At 69.4% G+C, this 16,686-nt stretch carries 14 protein-coding genes; 7 read left to right on the top strand and 7 right to left on the bottom strand.

Translation table 11 applies throughout. The features are described from left to right. The first annotated feature begins 25 nt into the window (after window positions 1-25). Window positions 26-1,048 (top strand): sugar-transfer associated ATP-grasp domain-containing protein, encoded by a 1,023-nt coding sequence (locus IFR11_RS02260; RefSeq protein ID WP_191915080.1) that lies wholly within the window; start codon window positions 26-28, stop codon window positions 1,046-1,048. Window positions 1,049-1,185: 137 nt separating this feature from the next. Here the strand turns inward: IFR11_RS02260 and IFR11_RS02255 are convergent, their stop codons facing one another. From IFR11_RS02255 to IFR11_RS02245, 3 genes are all read right to left on the bottom strand, one after another. Next, window positions 1,186-1,884, bottom strand: coding sequence for a coenzyme F420-0:L-glutamate ligase (locus tag IFR11_RS02255; RefSeq protein WP_055837189.1), 699 nt, complete (start codon window positions 1,882-1,884; stop codon window positions 1,186-1,188). Then, a complete protein-coding gene (locus IFR11_RS02250; RefSeq protein ID WP_055940294.1) occupies window positions 1,881-3,209 on the bottom strand; it encodes an RNA polymerase sigma factor in 1,329 nt (442 codons plus the stop codon). The genes IFR11_RS02255 and IFR11_RS02250 overlap by 4 nt, the downstream gene beginning before the upstream one ends. A 319-nt stretch (window positions 3,210-3,528) precedes the next feature. Continuing rightward, window positions 3,529-4,455 (bottom strand): PAC2 family protein, encoded by a 927-nt coding sequence (locus tag IFR11_RS02245; RefSeq protein WP_191915079.1) that lies wholly within the window; start codon window positions 4,453-4,455, stop codon window positions 3,529-3,531. A gap of 86 nt (window positions 4,456-4,541) precedes the next feature. Here IFR11_RS02245 and IFR11_RS02240 point away from each other — a divergent pair, with 86 nt between their 5' ends. From IFR11_RS02240 to sucB, 3 genes are read left to right on the top strand one after another with little or no spacing between them, the layout of a single operon-like run. Beyond that, window positions 4,542-6,008: a leucyl aminopeptidase gene (locus tag IFR11_RS02240; protein WP_070407972.1), complete on the top strand. Its 1,467-nt coding sequence runs from the start codon at window positions 4,542-4,544 to the stop codon at window positions 6,006-6,008. Beyond that, window positions 6,005-7,378: a dihydrolipoyl dehydrogenase gene (gene lpdA, locus IFR11_RS02235; protein ID WP_191915078.1), complete on the top strand. Its 1,374-nt coding sequence runs from the start codon at window positions 6,005-6,007 to the stop codon at window positions 7,376-7,378. Before IFR11_RS02240 ends, lpdA begins: the two co-directional genes overlap by 4 nt. Before the next feature lie 54 nt (window positions 7,379-7,432). Further along, the gene (gene sucB / locus IFR11_RS02230) at window positions 7,433-9,154 is read left to right on the top strand and encodes a 2-oxoglutarate dehydrogenase, E2 component, dihydrolipoamide succinyltransferase (RefSeq protein ID WP_191915077.1); all 1,722 of its coding nucleotides are present in this window, start codon (window positions 7,433-7,435) and stop codon (window positions 9,152-9,154) included. A gap of 17 nt (window positions 9,155-9,171) precedes the next feature. Here sucB and IFR11_RS02225 read toward each other — a convergent pair whose 3' ends face one another. After that, complete coding sequence (locus tag IFR11_RS02225; RefSeq protein ID WP_191915076.1) at window positions 9,172-10,176, bottom strand: hypothetical protein; 1,005 nt, start codon at window positions 10,174-10,176, stop codon at window positions 9,172-9,174. A 122-nt stretch (window positions 10,177-10,298) separates the two neighbouring features. Here IFR11_RS02225 and IFR11_RS02220 point away from each other — a divergent pair, with 122 nt between their 5' ends. Next, window positions 10,299-11,009 (top strand): DUF4191 domain-containing protein, encoded by a 711-nt coding sequence (locus IFR11_RS02220; protein ID WP_055837167.1) that lies wholly within the window; start codon window positions 10,299-10,301, stop codon window positions 11,007-11,009. A 44-nt stretch (window positions 11,010-11,053) separates the two neighbouring features. Here the strand turns inward: IFR11_RS02220 and IFR11_RS02215 are convergent, their stop codons facing one another. After that, the gene (locus IFR11_RS02215; RefSeq protein WP_055837162.1) at window positions 11,054-11,512 is read right to left on the bottom strand and encodes an RDD family protein; all 459 of its coding nucleotides are present in this window, start codon (window positions 11,510-11,512) and stop codon (window positions 11,054-11,056) included. Between the two features lie 101 nt (window positions 11,513-11,613). Between IFR11_RS02215 and glnA the strand changes: the two genes are divergently transcribed. Further along, entirely contained in the window at window positions 11,614-13,038 is a 1,425-nt protein-coding gene (gene glnA, locus IFR11_RS02210; protein WP_055837159.1) for a type I glutamate--ammonia ligase, read from the top strand. 93 nt (window positions 13,039-13,131) lie between these two features. Here glnA and IFR11_RS02205 read toward each other — a convergent pair whose 3' ends face one another. Then, window positions 13,132-14,034 carry a hypothetical protein gene (locus IFR11_RS02205; RefSeq protein WP_206755287.1) on the bottom strand — a complete coding sequence of 301 codons (903 nt, stop codon included), beginning with the start codon at window positions 14,032-14,034 and terminating at the stop codon, window positions 13,132-13,134. 145 nt (window positions 14,035-14,179) lie between these two features. Next, on the bottom strand, window positions 14,180-14,572 hold the full coding sequence (locus IFR11_RS02200; protein WP_055837153.1) for a hypothetical protein: 393 nt from the start codon (window positions 14,570-14,572) through the stop codon (window positions 14,180-14,182). Between the two features lie 162 nt (window positions 14,573-14,734). On the opposite strand from IFR11_RS02200, the gene phoA reads away from it, so the two are divergent. Further along, window positions 14,735-16,636, top strand: coding sequence for an alkaline phosphatase (gene phoA / locus IFR11_RS02195; protein ID WP_191915074.1), 1,902 nt, complete (start codon window positions 14,735-14,737; stop codon window positions 16,634-16,636). Window positions 16,637-16,686: the final 50 nt, after the last annotated feature.

The raw sequence follows: 16,686 nt of genomic DNA, 5'->3' as shown, positions 1-16,686 counted from the left end.
CTTCTCCCCCGATCCCGGAGCGTGCATGCCTACCCAGGGCTTCTCCCCCGTCACCCGCCTCCGCTACCTCGCCGGACGCGCCCGTCGCATCGACGTCGGCTCGGTGATCGAGCGTGCCAAAGAAGCCGCGGAGCAGCACGGCAAGTCGCTGCCGCTCGTGGTCGCCGACATGCTCTTCCAGGCCGGTGTGAAGAACGTCGGCTTCCAGGACTACATCGATTACGACTTCGCGATCCTGACGCCCGCCGAGCGCGAGACGTACATGACGCACCCCGTGTCGAATCAGATCTCGCAGAAGTACGACCACCCCGACTACCGCGGGATCTTCCAGGACAAGGTCGAGTTCGACCGTCGCTTCAGCGAGTTCCTGCGCCGCGAGTGGATGGTCGTGGATGCCGACAACGCCGACGCCCTGAAGTCGTTCACCGAGCGTCTGGGCACCATCGTCACCAAGGAGCCGGTCGGCCAGGCCGGGACCGGCGTGCACCGCTATCACGCGGCCGAGGTCGAGGACTGGAGCGCTTTCCACCGGGGCCTGCTCGAGCGCGGGGAGATCCTCGTCGAAGAGGTCATCCGCCAGCACGACGATCTCGCCGCGGTCTGCCCCGGAACGGTGAACACCACCCGGGTCACGGCGTTCTTCGACGGCTCGACCACGCACATCCTCGCGATGGCGCAGAAGTTCGGCCGGGGAGCCGTGAGCGACCAGATGACCTTCGGCGGCTTCTACACGATGCTGGATGAGAACGGCCACGCGCTCGGCGCCGGCTACGACTCGCACGGGCACGTGCACGAACTGCACCCCGACTCGGGCGCCCGCATCGCCGACTTCCAGCTGCCGATGATCGACGAGGTGAAGGCGTTCGTCGACCAGGTCGCACGCGTCGTGCCGCAGGTGCAGTACGTGGGCTGGGACATCGTCGTCGGTCCCGACGGCCCCGTGCTCGTCGAGGGCAACTGGGGTGCCGGCGTGTACGAGAACAAGCCGAGCGTCACCGGGATCCGCACCGGTCACAAGCCGCGCTACCGCGCCGCGATCGGTTTCTGACGCAGGACCTTGAGAAGGCCCGCTCCCGTAGGGGGCGGGCCTTCGGTTTCTGATCGCGCGCCGGTGACGCAGGAGTTGTGCCGCACGGACGACGAAAAGCCCGCTCCGAGACCGGAGCGGGCTTTCGACGGGTGGTGTCAGCTGTGGCGCACGATGCCGAGCGGGGTGGACTCGTGTCCCTGGCCCAGCGGGTTGTCCTTGAGGATCGCGACGAGACGCTTCTCGCCGGCCTTGTCCATCGTCGAGCCGAGGATGTTGCCCCCCAGGTCGTTGATGTCGACCACGGCGACCTGCAGGTCGACGCCGAGCAGCGACTTCAGGTGAGCGGCGACCTCGCGCGGGCGCTCCGGACCGAGCACCACGGCCTGGTTGTACGGCGGGATCGTTCCCTTGGTGGGGCCGTCGATCGCGCGGGCCTTGTCGCCGGCGATGCGGTAGAAGTCGCCCTTCCGGCCGAACGCCTTGGTCACGGCCGAGACGGCCGCGGCGAACAGGATGCGCGGGGTACCGCACTCGCGCAGCGCCATCTCCATGGTCTCGGGCATGCCGAGACCGATGCCGTAGGGCGTGCGGGTGACGTACTTCGACAGGAACAGCGCGAGCTTGCGCGGCGTGATCGTGTCGAGCTTGTACGACCGGCCCTGCGTGATCGCGACGATCTTCTCGGTGACGAACAGCAGGTCGCCCGGCTGCACGGCATCCTTCGCGTACTCCAGGACGAAGGCGTCGAGGTCGTCTCCCGGCATGACGACCCGCGTGCGGATCGGGATGCGGGCGTACGAGGTGCCCTCGACGGTGACGGTGAGCGCCTTGCCGGCGTTGGCCTCGCCGCTCATTCGAGGTAGTCCCGAAGCGACTGCGAGCGGCTCGGGTGACGCAGCTTGGCCATCGTCTTCGACTCGATCTGGCGGATGCGCTCGCGCGTGACGCCGAACGTGTCGCCGATCTGGTCGAGCGTCTTGGGCTGACCGTCGCCGAGGCCGAAGCGCATGCGGATGACACCCGCTTCACGCTCGCTGAGCGAGTCGAGGAGGGACTCGAGCTGACGCTGCAGCATGGTGAAGCCCACGGCGTCGGCGGGGACGACGGCCTCGGTGTCCTCGATGAGGTCACCGAACTCGCTGTCGCCGTCTTCACCCAGGGGCGTGTGCAGCGAGATCGGCTCGCGGCCGTACTTCTGCACCTCGATGACCTTCTCGGGGGTCATGTCGAGCTCACGGCTGAGTTCTTCGGGCGTGGGTTCGCGACCGAGGTCCTGCAGCATCTGACGCTGAACACGCGCGAGCTTGTTGATGACCTCGACCATGTGCACCGGGATGCGGATGGTGCGGGCCTGGTCGGCCATGGCGCGCGTGATGGCCTGACGGATCCACCAGGTGGCGTAGGTCGAGAACTTGAAGCCCTTGGTGTAGTCGAACTTCTCGACCGCACGGATCAGGCCCAGGTTGCCCTCCTGGATGAGGTCGAGGAACTGCATGCCGCGACCGGTGTAGCGCTTGGCGAGCGACACGACCAGGCGCAGGTTGGCGCCCAGCAGGTGGCTCTTGGCGCGCTGACCGTCACGAGCGACCCACTGCAGGTCGAGTCCGACCTGGTTGGTCTTCTCGGCGGCCGACATGTTCGACAGCTTCTCTTCGGCGAAGAGACCCGCCTCGATGCGCATCGCGAGCTCGACCTCTTCGGCCGCGTTCAGCAGTGGGACTTTACCGATCTGCTTCAGGTAGTCCTTGACGGGGTCGGCGGTGGCGCCGGTGATCTGCGCGGAGTAGACGGGGACGTCGTCTTCGTCGCTCGACGAGATGACGATGGCGCCGGTCGGCAGCGCTTCGGCGGGAGCCTTCGGGCTCTCGTCGTCGTCGTCGGTGTCGTCGTCGGACTTCTTCGTCGCGGTCTTGGCCGCGTCGGTGTCGGTGTCGTCGCTGTCGTCGACCTCGACCTCGACATCGCCCTCGTCTTCGACCTCTTCGTCTTCTTCGAGGTCGTCGTCTTTCTTCGCCTTGGTCTTGGCCTTCGCGGGCGTCGCCTTGGCCTTGGCGGGGGCCTTCTTGGCGGGAGCCTTCTTCGCGGTCGTCGTCGTCGACGCCGTCACGGTCTCCTCGGAGTTCGCGAGCTCGGCGTCCTTCACACTCTTGGAGCGGGTCTTGGTCGTCGTGACTGCCACGTTTCGCCTTTCACCGGGAACGTACGCTGCACGGCCGCCGGTCGTTCTCGGACACTAGTAAGACCCTTGTCAAGTCCCGAACCGAGGAGCGGGGGCTCCTGGTCCGGTTGACAACGGGTCAGGTTCTTCATTGTCTCACATCCCCCGCCCGGGACTTGACGTGGGCCGGGGATCTATGCGTAGACAACGCCACGCACGCGGCGATCATTCCCCGGGTGCCCAGTCGTGGGCGCGTACGGACCGGCGACGCGTCGATCGTCAGGGAACCCGACCGCAGGCCGGGCGGCTGCGGCGCCGCCTGGACGACCGCGTCGGCGGGTCAGCCCAGGCGACCCCGGCGGTCGTCGTCTCCGGGGCGGGTGGCCAAGAATCGTTCGAGCTCGGCCGCCAGCTCGTCGGCGCTCGGCAGATCACCGGTGTGGATGATCGGCGTGGCCGACGTCGATCCGGCCATGTAGGCGTCGTAGCGCTCTTCGAGGTTCTCGAGCATGCGGGTGAGCTCGTCGCTCCCCTCGACCTGCTCGGAGACCTTGCCGAGGAACTCACGGTTCTCTTCGCGCAGCACCTCTCCCGAGAAGACGAGCCCGGTCGCGACCGTCAGGCTGTCGAGGGCCGCGAGGGCTGCCGCGGGGTACTCGGTGTCGCCGAGATAGTGCGGAACCAGAAGGGCGAAGCCGGCGACCTTGGCGCCGGCCTCGGCGAAGCGGAATTCGAGCAGGTGACCGACGGTCGAGGGAACCTGGGTGTGCGGACGCCAGACCGAGTGCGCCTCGGCCAGGTCTGAGCGGGTGCCGCTGACCGTCGTGCCGATCGGGCGCGTGTGCGGAACCGGCATGGGGATGGCGTGCACCCAGGTGATCGACGAGACCTGGAGGCCGGCGGAGAGCTCGAGGATCGTCTCGGAGAACGACTCCCAGAGGAAGTCGGGCTCGTATCCGGCCAGCAGCAGGAACGGGTGCCCCAGCGAGTCGTGGGCCAGCGACAACTCGAGCTTCGACGGGCGGTAGTCGGTGAGGTGGTCCTCGACGAAGGTGATGAGGGGGCGCCGCGCACGGTAATCGAGCAGCATGTCGTTGTCGAAGACGTAGAGCGGGTTGGGCTGGAGGTCGGCGCGGAAGTACTCGACGAGCCGGGTCACGGCCCCGCCGGCGTCGGTGAAGCCGGTCAGGGCGATCACCAGCGGCAGGCCCGACGGCACGGGCGGCGCGGCGGGGGCGCGGTCGTACAGCGGGGCGATGTGGGGCATGGATCCACTCTACGAGCCGTCTCGGATGCGCCGGGCGACGGAGCGTCCCGCTGCTAGCGAACACGCGCGAACCTAGGATGGAGCCCATGCCCTTTCCCTCCGTGGCGCATACCGACGCCCCCGTCCGTGACATCCCCTCCGACGCGATTCTGCTGATCGCCGCCACCGTTTCGGAGGGATCCCCCGATCCCGACGGGTGGGACGGCCTCGGTGCCGCTCTCTCGGCCGTGGGTTTCACCGGCGCCGTCGGATCGTTCCAGCGCGTGCACGTCCCCGGTGTGACGACGCCGATCGCGGTCGTCGGCGCCGGTGCCACGCCGGATGCCGCTGCGCTCCGCGACGCGGCCGGTACGGGCCTTCGTCAGCTCACGGGCTTCGAACACGTCGCGGTCGCATCGCTGGTGCCCGCGCCCTGGCGGGCCCTCGCCGAGGGCGCGGCGCTCGGCGGTTACCGGTTCGCCGCGTACAAGAAGAAGGCGCCGAAGCCGCGCGCCTCGCGCGTGACGGTCTCGACGGCCGAGGCTCCCTCCGAGGCCGACACGGCCGCGGTGTCCGCCATCTCCGGCGCCGTGGCGCTGGTCAAAGACCTGGTCACCACGCCCGCCGAATGGCTCGGGCCCGCCGACTTCGCGGACGCCGCCGTCGAGGCCGTCGCCGGCCTCCCGGTCGAGGTCGAGGTGCTCGACGAGGTGGCTCTGCGCGAGGGCGGCTTCGGCGGCATCCTGGGCGTCGGCCAGGGTTCCGACCGGCCGCCCCGCATGGTGCGCCTCGATTACTCCCCCGCCGGCGCCGAGCGTCATGTCGCGCTCGTCGGCAAGGGGATCACCTTCGACACCGGTGGACTGTCGCTGAAGCCTCCGGCATCGATGGTGGGCATGAAGTACGACATGTGCGGAGCCGCGACCGTTCTGGCCGTCCTCAAGGCCGCGGCCGAGATGCAGCTGCCCGTTCGCGTGAGTGCGTGGTTGTGCATCGCCGACAACATGCCGTCGGGTCGCGCGATCCGCCCCGGTGACGTGCTGCGCACTCTCGACGGCACGACGGTCGAGGTGCTGAACACCGACGCCGAGGGCCGTCTGGTCCTCGCCGACGGTCTGGCTGCTGCCAGCCGCGAGAACCCCGATCTCATCGTCGACGTCGCGACCTTGACGGGGGCCATCACCGTGGCCCTCGGCAACCGGCACACCGGCGTGATGGGCGACGACGAGGCCGTGGCCACGTACCTCGCCGCCGCGGGCCGCGTGGCCGAGCTCGCGTGGCAGCTTCCGCTGCCCGACCACATGGTCGACGACCTGGACTCCCCCATCGCCGATCTGCAGAACGCGAAGATCGGCGATCCCGCCGGTGGGTCGCTGTTCGCCGGCCTCTTCTTGCGCCACTTCGTCGGTCGCGTCTCGGACGCCGCCGACGCCGCCCGCATCCCCTGGGTGCACCTCGACATCGCCGGTGTGGGCATGAACAAGTCGGCGCCGTTCGGGTTCACCGACAAGGGCGTCACGGGCGCCACGGTCCGTTCGCTGGTCGAGATGCTCGCCTCGGACGCCGCACGATGACCGAGGTCACCGCCGACGTCGTCGTGCTGGGTGGAGGCAGTGGCGGTTACGCCGCGGCCCTGCGCCTCGCCGAGCTCGGCAAGGACGTCGTGCTCGTCGAGAAGGACAAGCTCGGCGGAACGTGCCTGCACCGCGGGTGCATTCCGACGAAGGCGCTCCTGCACGCCGCGGAGGTCGCCGACGCGGCGCGCGGCGCGGCATCCATCGGTGTCGAGGTCACCCTCGCGGGCATCGATCCGCTGCGCGTGCGCGCGTATCGCGAAGGCATCGTCGCGAAGAAGTTCAAGGGCCTCGAGGGGCTCGTCTCGGCGCGCGGGATCCGGGTCGTCCACGGTGAGGGCACGCTCGTCGAGGGTCCGGCCGTCCGCGTCGGCGACGACGTGTACCGCGGAACCGACGTCATTCTCGCGACGGGCTCGTACAGCCGAAGCCTGCCGGGGCTCGAGATCGGCGGACGCGTGCTCACGAGCGAGCAGGCTCTCGACCTCGACGTGATCCCCGAGCGGGTCGTCGTGCTCGGCGGGGGCGTCATCGGCGTCGAGTTCGCGAGCGTGTGGCGCTCGTTCGGCGTCGAGGTGACGATCGTCGAGGCGCTCGATCACCTGCTCCCCGCTGAAGACGTGGCCTCGAGCAAAGCCCTGGAGCGCGCGTTCCGCAAACGCGGCATCGCCTTCCATCTCGGTCGGCGTTTCACCTCGCTCGCCTCGACCTCCGACGCGGTCACCGTCACGCTCGACGACGGTTCCGACCTCGTTGCGGACTACGTGCTGGTCGCCGTGGGTCGCGGGCCCGTCACAGCGGACCTCGGCTACGAGGAGGCCGGCGTCGTGCTGGACCGCGGGTTCGTCACGACCGATGAGCGCCTTCGCACGGCGGCTGCGCACGTGTGGGCGGTCGGCGACATCGTCCCCGGCCTCCAGCTGGCCCATCGCGGGTTCCAGCAGGGCATCTTCGTCGCGGAGGAGATCGCGGGCCTCTCGCCGGTTCTCGTCCCCGACGTCGACGTGCCGCGGGTCGCCTATTCGCACCCCGAGGTGGCCTCGGTCGGCCTCACCGAAGCGCAGGCGCAGGATCGTTACGGATCCGAGGCCGTCCGTGCCTACGAGTACAACCTCGCCGGCAACGGGCGCAGTGAGATCATCGGCACGTCGGGCATCGTGAAGATCGTCCGACGCGTGGACGGGCCCGTCGTCGGCGCCCATCTGGTGGGCGACCGCGTCGGTGAATTGATCTCCGAAGCGCAGCTCGCCGTCGGCTGGGAAGCGCATCCCGAAGACATCGCACCGTTCATCCACGCCCACCCCACCCAGAGCGAGGCGCTCGGCGAGGCCTTCCTGGCCCTCGCCGGCAAGCCCCTGCACGCACTCTGACCACAAACCGGTCACTAAGCTAGGTACCGCATCCGGTACGAAGGAGACATATCCATGAGCACTTCCGTCGTCCTCCCCGCTCTCGGCGAGAGCGTCACCGAGGGAACGGTCACCCGCTGGCTCAAGCAGGTCGGTGACACCGTCCAGGAGGACGAGGGTCTGCTGGAGATCTCGACCGACAAGGTCGACACCGAGATCCCGTCGCCCGTCTCGGGCGTCATCGAGGAGATCCTGGTCCAGGAAGACGAGACCGTCGAGGTCGGCGCCATCCTCGCCAAGATCGGCGACGGTTCCGGCTCCGCGTCGTCGGACGACGCTCCCGAGGCCGCCCCCGCCGAGCCTGAGCAGGCCCCCGTCGAAGAGGCCGCGCCGGCCGCGGCACCCGCCGCCGAGCAGCCCGCCGCAGAGGCGGCGCCCGCCGCATCCGCAGACTCGACCGAGGTGAAGCTCCCCGAACTGGGCGAGAGCGTCACCGAGGGCACCGTCACCCGTTGGCTGAAGGCGGTCGGCGATGACGTCGCCGTCGACGAGCCGCTGCTCGAGATCTCGACCGACAAGGTCGACACCGAGATCCCCTCCCCCGTCGCCGGCACGCTGCAGGAAATCCTGGTGCAGGAAGACGAGACGGTGAACGTCGGCGCGGCGCTCGCCCGCATCGGCAGCGGCGCCGCCCCGGCCGCGGAGCCCGAGGCCCCCGCGCAGCCCGCTGCCGAAAAGAAGCCCGCCGCCGAAGAGAAGCCCGCCGAGCAGCCGGCTCCCGCCGCGCCCGAGAAGCCCGCTCCCGCCGCGGAGAAGCCGGCCGAGAAGCCCGCTCCGGCCGCGGAGAAGCCTGCCCCGCAGGCCTCGGCCTCGTCGAACGACGACGTCACGTACGTGACGCCGCTCGTGCGTCGCCTCGCCCAGCAGCAGGGCGTCGACCTGACCTCGGTCAAGGGCAGCGGTGTCGGTGGACGAATCCGCAAGGAAGACGTCCTCAAGGCTGCCGAGGCAGCCAAGGCCGCTCCCGCGGCAGCTCCCGCCGCCGCGCCTGCTGCCGCTCCGGCTCCCGTCGAGGCCTCGCCGCTGCGCGGAACCACCCAGAAGATGTCGCGTCTGCGCAAGGTCATCGCCGAGCGTGCCGTGGCGTCGATGCAGGCGACCGCGCAGCTCACGACCGTGGTCGAGGTGGACGTCACCAAGCTGTCGTCGCTCCGCGACCGCATGAAGGGCGAGTTCCAGCAGAAGACGGGAGACAAGCTGTCGTTCCTGCCGTTCTTCGCGATCGCTGCGGTCGAGGCGCTCAAGGCGTTCCCGATCATCAACTCCACCGTCGAGGGCGACGAGATCGTCTACCCGGCGCACGAGAACGTGTCGATCGCGGTCGACACCGAGCGCGGACTGCTCACGCCCGTCATCAAGGACGCCGGTGAGAAGAACATCGCCGAGCTCGCTCGCGAGATCGCCGACCTGGCTGCCCGCACGCGCGACAACAAGCTGAAGCCCGACGAGCTCGCCGGCGGCACGTTCACGCTGACCAACACCGGTTCGCGTGGCGCGCTGTTCGACACGCCCATCGTGTTCCTGCCGCAGTCGGCGATCCTCGGCCTCGGTGCCGTCGTGAAGAAGCCCGGCGTGGTGTCGGTCGACGGCAAGGACGCCTTCGCGGTGCGCTCCTACGTCTACCTCGCGCTGTCGTACGACCACCGCATCATCGACGGTGCCGACGCCGCCCGCTTCCTCGGCGCCGTCAAGGCGCGCCTCGAGGCTGCGCAGTTCGAGGGCGACCTCGGCATCTGACACCGCTGAACACCAGCTCATGATGGCTGGTCCGTGATCGTCTTGACGGTCCGGACCAGCCATCTGTCGTTTCTGCGCACGAGGGTGACGTACTGGGCGCTGCTGCTGTCGGAGACGCGCACGACGCTCACCCCTCCGAAGTCGTCCACCATCTGCACGGCGGTCGCATCCGTCACGGGGATCAGCGCGTCGCCCCGCGGGCTGCCGTGTTCCCACGTCTCGCTCTCGCAGTCCGTGTCGGCCTGACACTGCGCCGCGCGCTCGAGGGTGATGCGGGCGTTCTCTGCCACGTCGTCCGACAGGGGCACGCGGGAATCGACGGGGGGCGCCGCGTCCGCGGCGGGTGTCGCGGCGGCGCTGACGGCGGCGCCGGGGACGACGGAGGTCGATCCCGATCCGCCGTCTCCGGAGGGCATCAGCATGGAGACGCCGAGGACCAGCGCAGCGGCACACACCCCCACGACGGTGAGGCGCAGCGGCCGAGAACTCCGCCACCGTTGCGCGAGATCGCGCACGGCCGCCCACACGGCATCCGAGACGTCTGCGTCGACGAGGGCGAGGATGCCTCCGGCCTTCGTCGGGAGCGTGGTCTCGGCCTCTACGGGCCGGTCCACGGGAGCCAGAGGGCCCAGGATCAGCGGCAACGGCGACGCGTGGCGGAACAACCGTCGTTCCACCGCCTCCCACTCGCGGGGCGGTCGGGTGAGCACGCTCTCGCGAGCGGACTGCACGAGCTGACGAGTCGGAGCGTCGGGGATCACCGCAGCCAGCTCGGACAGGCTCTCGGCCGTGGCGGCGATCGGATCGGCTCCGCCGTCGTCGAAGACCGCCGAGGGCCGCCCGGTGGCGCTCAGCCACCACCGCACGAGGTGCGCGGGGGGCTCCACCCGGCGGCATCCGCGGAGGAGTCCCACGGCGGCGGTGACCGCCTCACCCGGCGAGACGTCGACGGAGCTGCGGGCACGCCGCTGCAGGTAGGCGCCGAACGGTTCGACGAGGACGGATGCGGCGGAGCTGCTCATGCCCCGATGGTGCTCGACCAGGCGGGCGCGGGGAGCAGGAAGAACGCCGAATCGGGGACGATCCGACGAATCAGGCCCCTGGGGAGGAAGGGCGAGCCGAAGGCGAAGATAAGATCGTTCCTATGGCCGCTCGCACTTCCACGCCCGAGAAGCGTCCGGGATTCTTCTCGCAGCTCCGCACCCTGTACACCTTCACGCAGAAGGAGTACCGCTGGCTGCCGTTCCTGCTGGCCGGCATCGTTCTGGTGGGCATCGCCCTCGGCGTCGTCATCGGATTCCTCATCCCGCCGCTCGCGGTGTGGAGCGTCATCCTGTGGGGCTTCACCGGTCTGCTCGCCGGCGTCCTGGCATCCATGATCACGATGACCCGCCTGTCGACGACGGCCATGTACAAGAAGATCGACGGCATGCCCGGTGCCACCGGTCACGTGCTGTCGTCGTCGCTCGGACGCCACTGGCAGGCCTCGGACACCCCGGTCGGCGTGAACCCCCGCACCCAGGAGGCGCTGTACCGCGCCGTGGGACGCGGCGGAGTGGTTCTCATCGGTGAGGGTGCGCGCAGCCGTCTCACGCGCCTGGTCGGCGAGGAGCGCGGCCGCGTGCAGCGCGTCGCCTCCGGCGTTCCCGTGACGGTGTTCTATGTCGGACACGGTGAAGACGAGGTCGAGATCGCCAAGCTCGCCTCCGCCATCAAGGGTCTGCCCAAGAAGGTCGACCGCGCCACGATGGCGGCCGTCATCAAGCGCATCTCGTCGGTCTCGCCGGGATTGACGTCGCTTCCGATCCCGAAGGGTGTCGACCCGACGAAGATGCGCTCCCCGCGTCCGCGCTGACCCTCATGAGAAAGGCCCCCGCCACGGCGGGGGCCTTTCTCATGTCAGCTGCGGACGAGGATCGTGCCGACGGCCTTGTCGTGCAGGCCGCGCTGGTCGGAATCCCACACGACGGCCGGGATGATCAGCGCCAGCAGCACCGTGCGCACGATCGGGCGCCAGAGGCCCACCCATCCCCCGGATGCCAATTCCAGACGCATTCCCAGGAGTCTGTGCCCGGGGCTGCCGCCGATCAGCGGAATGAAGAGGATCTGCGCGACGAAGAAGATGAGGTTCGACGCGACCGGGTTCGCGAACGGTACGCCGGTGACGGCGTCGGGCGTCGAGAAGAAGGCGAATCCGATCAGCCCCGCGGTGGCCACATCGATCAGCAGCGCCGCGATCCGGCGCCCCGGACGGGCGATCGAACCGCGACCCTCGCGGGGAAGGCCGAGCCGCTGGCCCGGATAGTCGTTCTCGGCAGGGACGCTCACGGACCCAGCGTAATCGGCACCGCGTAACATGCTCGAAACATGCGAGATATGACCGGGACACCGGTTCTGGGTATGGTCGAGGAGGCTGGGCGAAGCCCGCCGATCCCGAATGTTCTACCTCTGGAGTCTTCATGTTCAAAGATTCGTCCGAGGTGCTCACCTTCATCCAGGACGAGGACGTCAAGTTCCTCGACATCCGTTTCACGGATCTTCCTGGTGTGCAGCAGCACTTCAACATCCCCGCCTCGACCGTCGACGAGGAGTTCTTCACCGTCGGACAGCTGTTCGATGGCTCGTCGATCCGCGGGTTCGCGAACATCCACGAGTCCGACATGCAGCTCATCCCGGACGTGACGACGGCATACCTCGACCCGTTCCGCGAGGCGAAGACCCTCATCATGGTCTTCGACATCTACAACCCGCGTAACGGCGAGATCTACGGCAAGGACCCCCGTCAGGTCGCCAAGAAGGCCGAGAAGTACCTCGCCTCCACCGGCATCGCCGACACCGCGTTCTTCGCCCCCGAGGCCGAGTTCTACATCTTCGACGACGTCCGCTTCGAGGTGAAGCAGAACTCGAGCTTCTACTCGGTGGACTCCGAGGAAGGCGCCTGGAACACCGGTCGCGTCGAAGAGGGCGGCAACCTCGCCAACAAGACCCCGTACAAGGGCGGCTACTTCCCGGTTTCGCCGGTCGACAAGACCGCCGATCTGCGCGATGACATCACCCTCAAGCTGATCGACGCGGGCTTCGTGCTCGAGCGCTCGCACCACGAGGTCGGCACGGGCGGTCAGCAGGAGATCAACTATCGCTTCGACACGATGGTCCACTCCGCCGACGACATCCTGAAGTTCAAGTACATCGTCAAGAACACCGCCGAAGAGTGGGGCAAGGTCGCCACCTTCATGCCGAAGCCGCTGTTCGGCGACAACGGCTCGGGCATGCACACGCACCAGTCGCTCTGGCTCGACGGCAAGCCGCTGTTCTACGACGAGGCCGGCTACGGCGGCCTGTCCGACGTCGCTCGTTGGTACATCGGCGGTCTGCTGGCGCACGCCCCCGCAGTGCTCGCGTTCACCAACCCGACCCTCAACAGCTACCACCGTCTGGTGAAGGGCTTCGAGGCGCCGGTCAACCTGGTGTACTCGGCCGGTAACCGCTCCGCGGCCATCCGCATCCCGATCACGGGCACCAACCCCAAGGCCAAGCGCATCGAGTTCCGTGCGCCCGACGCCTCGGGCAACCCGTACCTCGCCTTCGCGGCGCAGCTCATGGCGGGCCTCGACGGCATCAAGAACCGCATCGAGCCGCACGAGCCCGTCGACAAGGACCTGTACGAGCTTCCCGCCGAAGAGGCGAAGAACATCCCGCAGGTTCCGAACTCGCTGCTCGACTCGCTCGAGGCCCTCCGTGCCGACCACGAGTTCCTGCTCGCCGGTGGCGTCTTCACCGAGGAGCTCATCGAGACCTGGATCGAGTACAAGATCGAGAACGAGATCCAGCCGATGGCCCAGCGTCCGCACCCCTTCGAGTACGAGCTGTACTTCGGGGTCTGATCGCCCACATCACGTCGATGCCCGTCCCCGCCGCTGCGCGGGGGCGGGCGTCGTCGTTTGCACTCCTCCGCTCGACCCGTCGCCTGCCGACCCTCAGGCCGCGCCCCGGCGACGCAACGTGTCTCGGCTCACCCCGGTCATCGCGCTGACGGCGCGCTGACTGAGATCCCCGAGGCGAAGGAGCGCGAGGGCGGCATCGCTCCGCCGCCGCGGCGACCACGTCCAGAATCTCTCCAGCGTCACGGCGCGCAGCGCCTCGGGGACGCTGACCTCGGTCATCGACGAGAAGCGCCGCGCTCGTTCGATTCCACGCATGATCGACGCCGGGGTCTCCCCCAGGCTCAGGGCCGCGAGAACGCGAGCCGCCTTCGCATCGACGTTGCACACGTCGGTTCGCAGAAGCGCTTCGATGGCGGCGATGCCGGGGAGCTCGAGCGTGATGACCTGATCGACGAGGTGGGCGGCATCCGGAGTCTCCGAAGCCACCACCGTCGCACAGGGCTCGGGGGCCACGCCGACGAGGAGCGAGAGCGCGGCCGGCCCGCGGAGATGGGCGTTGTCGATGAAGAGGGTCATCCCGGCGGTGGTCCCCCGTCGGATCTCATCGGCGAGGGACGCGGCCGAACGGTCCCCCGTGGTCGCGAGGTCGAGCGTCGCGAGCGGCCGACCACGGCGGTGGGCCAGCCACCGCGCGAGCGTCGTCTTGCCCCGACCGGCCCCGCCCACGAGCAGCAGCGAGGTGGTCTGGGCGCCGAGCAGGCGGGCGCGCAGATCGTCGTCCACGACGGGGAGACGATCGATCTCGACGGTCTGCTCGATCCGGATGCCGTGCGGGCGGGCCCGCGCCGGAGCGGCGGTCCGCTCGAGCAGGACCGTGACCACCTCCGCCGCGCCCCCACCGTCGGCGTGGCGTCCGACCGTGACCCGGGCGGCGGGCCCGTGGGCGGGCGCGGCGCGCTCGACGAGGTGGGCGACATCATCGGCGACCGCTCTCACGTGGCGGCGACCCCGCGACGTCGAGCGGGCGCTGCGATGGGTGTGGGCGGCAGCTGACACGGTGAATCTCCCGATCCTGGTTTCCGACACGATCGGTCGTCGGCGGACGACCTCGACCCGCCGGCGAGCGGCGGGGTGTCGGGACTCAGGTGCGGGAGATGGTGTGGAGAAGGAGCGGATGCCGCGGCGGCGGCGGATCGAGAGACGGTTCCGCCCTCGTGTCGGCGTTCACCGTCGAGACCGTCGCGCGGGCGACGGCGTCGACGGCAGCGAGCACGACTGCCGTCGTGCCGTCCACGGCCATGACGCTCGTCGCGTCGGCCTCGACGGGAGGAACGACTCCGGCGGTCGGCGCGTCGTCGACGTTCATCAGGGAGCCGACCGTGAAGGCCGTATGAGCGGTGCCCTCGTGATCGCCGACGCCGTCGTCGACGTGCGTCGTCGCCCACGCGCTGAACACGAGGAACAGCGCGAGCATCAGCCGCATGCCGCGCCCGACGGCGCGTCGGCCGGGGGGAGGCGAGACGGCGATGGTCATCGTGCCCGAGCCTAGGCGGGCGCACCCCTCCGATCGGGGTCGGTGGACGAGTGACTACCGTCTGGACACCCGATCTTCATCTGAGCATGGTGCGGAGGTGTCTTCACACCGGTGGGCTGAATGCGCGATCGACGACCGCACCGACACGACGAAGGATCCCCCATGCACTCACGTACCTCCCGGCGTCTCCGAACGGCCGTCGCGGCCGTTGCGGTGGCGCTGACCGCCTCGACCTCCGTGGCGCTCGTGGCCGTTCCGGCCCTCGCCTCCACCCCCGGCGACATCACCGAGCACGGCGGCGCCGCTCGGAACGACGGTGACATGACCGAGGCGCTTCGTGCGTCGCTCGTCGACGGGCCGGCCAAGAACGTCATCCTGCTCATCGGCGATGGGATGGGTGATTCCGAGATCACCGTGGCGCACAACTACGCGGAAGGCGCGGGCGGACGCTTCGCCGGGATCGACGCCCTCCCGCTGACTGGGCAGTACACGACCTACTCGGTCAACGAGGAGGGGCAGCCGAACTACGCGTCGGAGTCGGCGTCGACGGCCAGCGCCTGGGCGACCGGGACGAAGACGGTCAACGGTCGGCTGAGCGTCGACTACCAGAACACGGCGCAGTCGACCCTGCTCGAGATCGCGAAGGCGAACGGTCTGAAGACCGGCAACGTCTCGACGGCGGAGATCCAGGATGCCACCCCCGGCGCGCAGATCTCGCACATCTCGGCACGCGGATGCTACGGCCCCGACCAGACCTCGGAGAACTGTGCGACGGAAGCGTTGGAGAACGGCGGGCTCGGCTCGATCAGCGAGCAGCTGCTGAACGTGCGCCCCGATGTCACCCTCGGTGGAGGCTCGGCGAGCTTCGCGCAGACCGCGAAAGCCGGCCCGTGGGAGGGCGAGACGCTCTTCGCCCAGGCGGAGGACCGCGGGTACACGCTCGTCGACGACGCGGCGGCTCTCGACGCCGTCACCGTCGCGGACGCCGACCAGCCGCTGCTGGGCCTGTTCACCGAGGGGAACTTCCCGGTGCGCTGGTCGGGACCGGAGGCGACCGACCTCACCGCGGGTGGAGAGCTGCCCGCCCCGACGTCGTGCGCCGAGAACCCCGAGCGTCTGGCGACCGGCCTGTCGCTGGCATCCCTGACCTCTAAGGCGATCGACCTGCTCGACGGCGACGACGGCTTCTTCCTGCAGGTGGAGGGCGCGAGCATCGACAAGCAGGATCACGCCGCGAACGCGTGCGGTCAGATCGGCGAGACCGTCGACCTCGACGAGGCCGTTCAGGTCGCGCTGGACTTCGCCCGCACCCAGGGTGACACCCTGGTCGTGGTGACCGCCGACCACGCGCACACGAGCCAGATCGTCGGTTCGACGATCCCCGGCCTGAACACCCACCTGCTGACGGCCGACGGCCAGCCGATGATCGTGGCGTACGGCACGTCGGCGCTCGGCGAGTCGCAGCAGCACACCGGCGCTCAGGTGCGCATCGCGGGCTACGGCCCCGGGGCGGCGAACGTCGTGGGCCTGACCGACCAGACCGACCTGTTCTTCACCGCGGCGAACGGTCTCGCCCTCTCGTCCGACCTCGCCTCGCTCAGTGCGAACGCGTCGATCTCGGTCCCGGCCGAGGTGCGCCCCGGAGACACGATCTCGGTGGCCGCCGAGGGCTTCTCGGCTGACTGGCAACTGGTCGGCTCCGCCGGGGACTCCACGGCTCTCGGCCAGCGCGACGCCCTGCGCGGTGCGGCGCGCTTCGAGATGACCGCCCCGACCACCGAGGGCGCGTTCGAGATCGCCGTGCGCGGTGCGCAGACGGGCGTGACGAAGACCGCGACGGTGACCGTCTCGGCCGCTGCCGCCCCGGTTCCCCCGATCGCCCCGAGCCCGACCCCGTCGTCGTCGGCCGGTGCCGGCGGTGGTGGCGGAGCAGCGGGCAACGGTGGTCCGCTCGCGTCGACCGGCGCGGCACTCCCCCTCGGCGCAGCGGTCCTCGCGGTGGGCCTGCTCGCCACCGGTGCGTACCTGCGCGCGCGTCGTCGCCGTCACACCGAGTTCGTCTGAGCCTGATTCGTCGACGCCCGTCCCCACCGCTTCGCGGGGGCGGGCGTCGT

This window comes from Microbacterium sp. CFBP 8801, from assembly GCF_014839455.1.
Classification (GTDB): Bacteria; Actinomycetota; Actinomycetes; order Actinomycetales; family Microbacteriaceae; genus Microbacterium.
The sequence above is the reverse complement of the archived record's forward strand: the minus strand, read 5'-3'. Positions and strand labels throughout refer to the sequence as shown.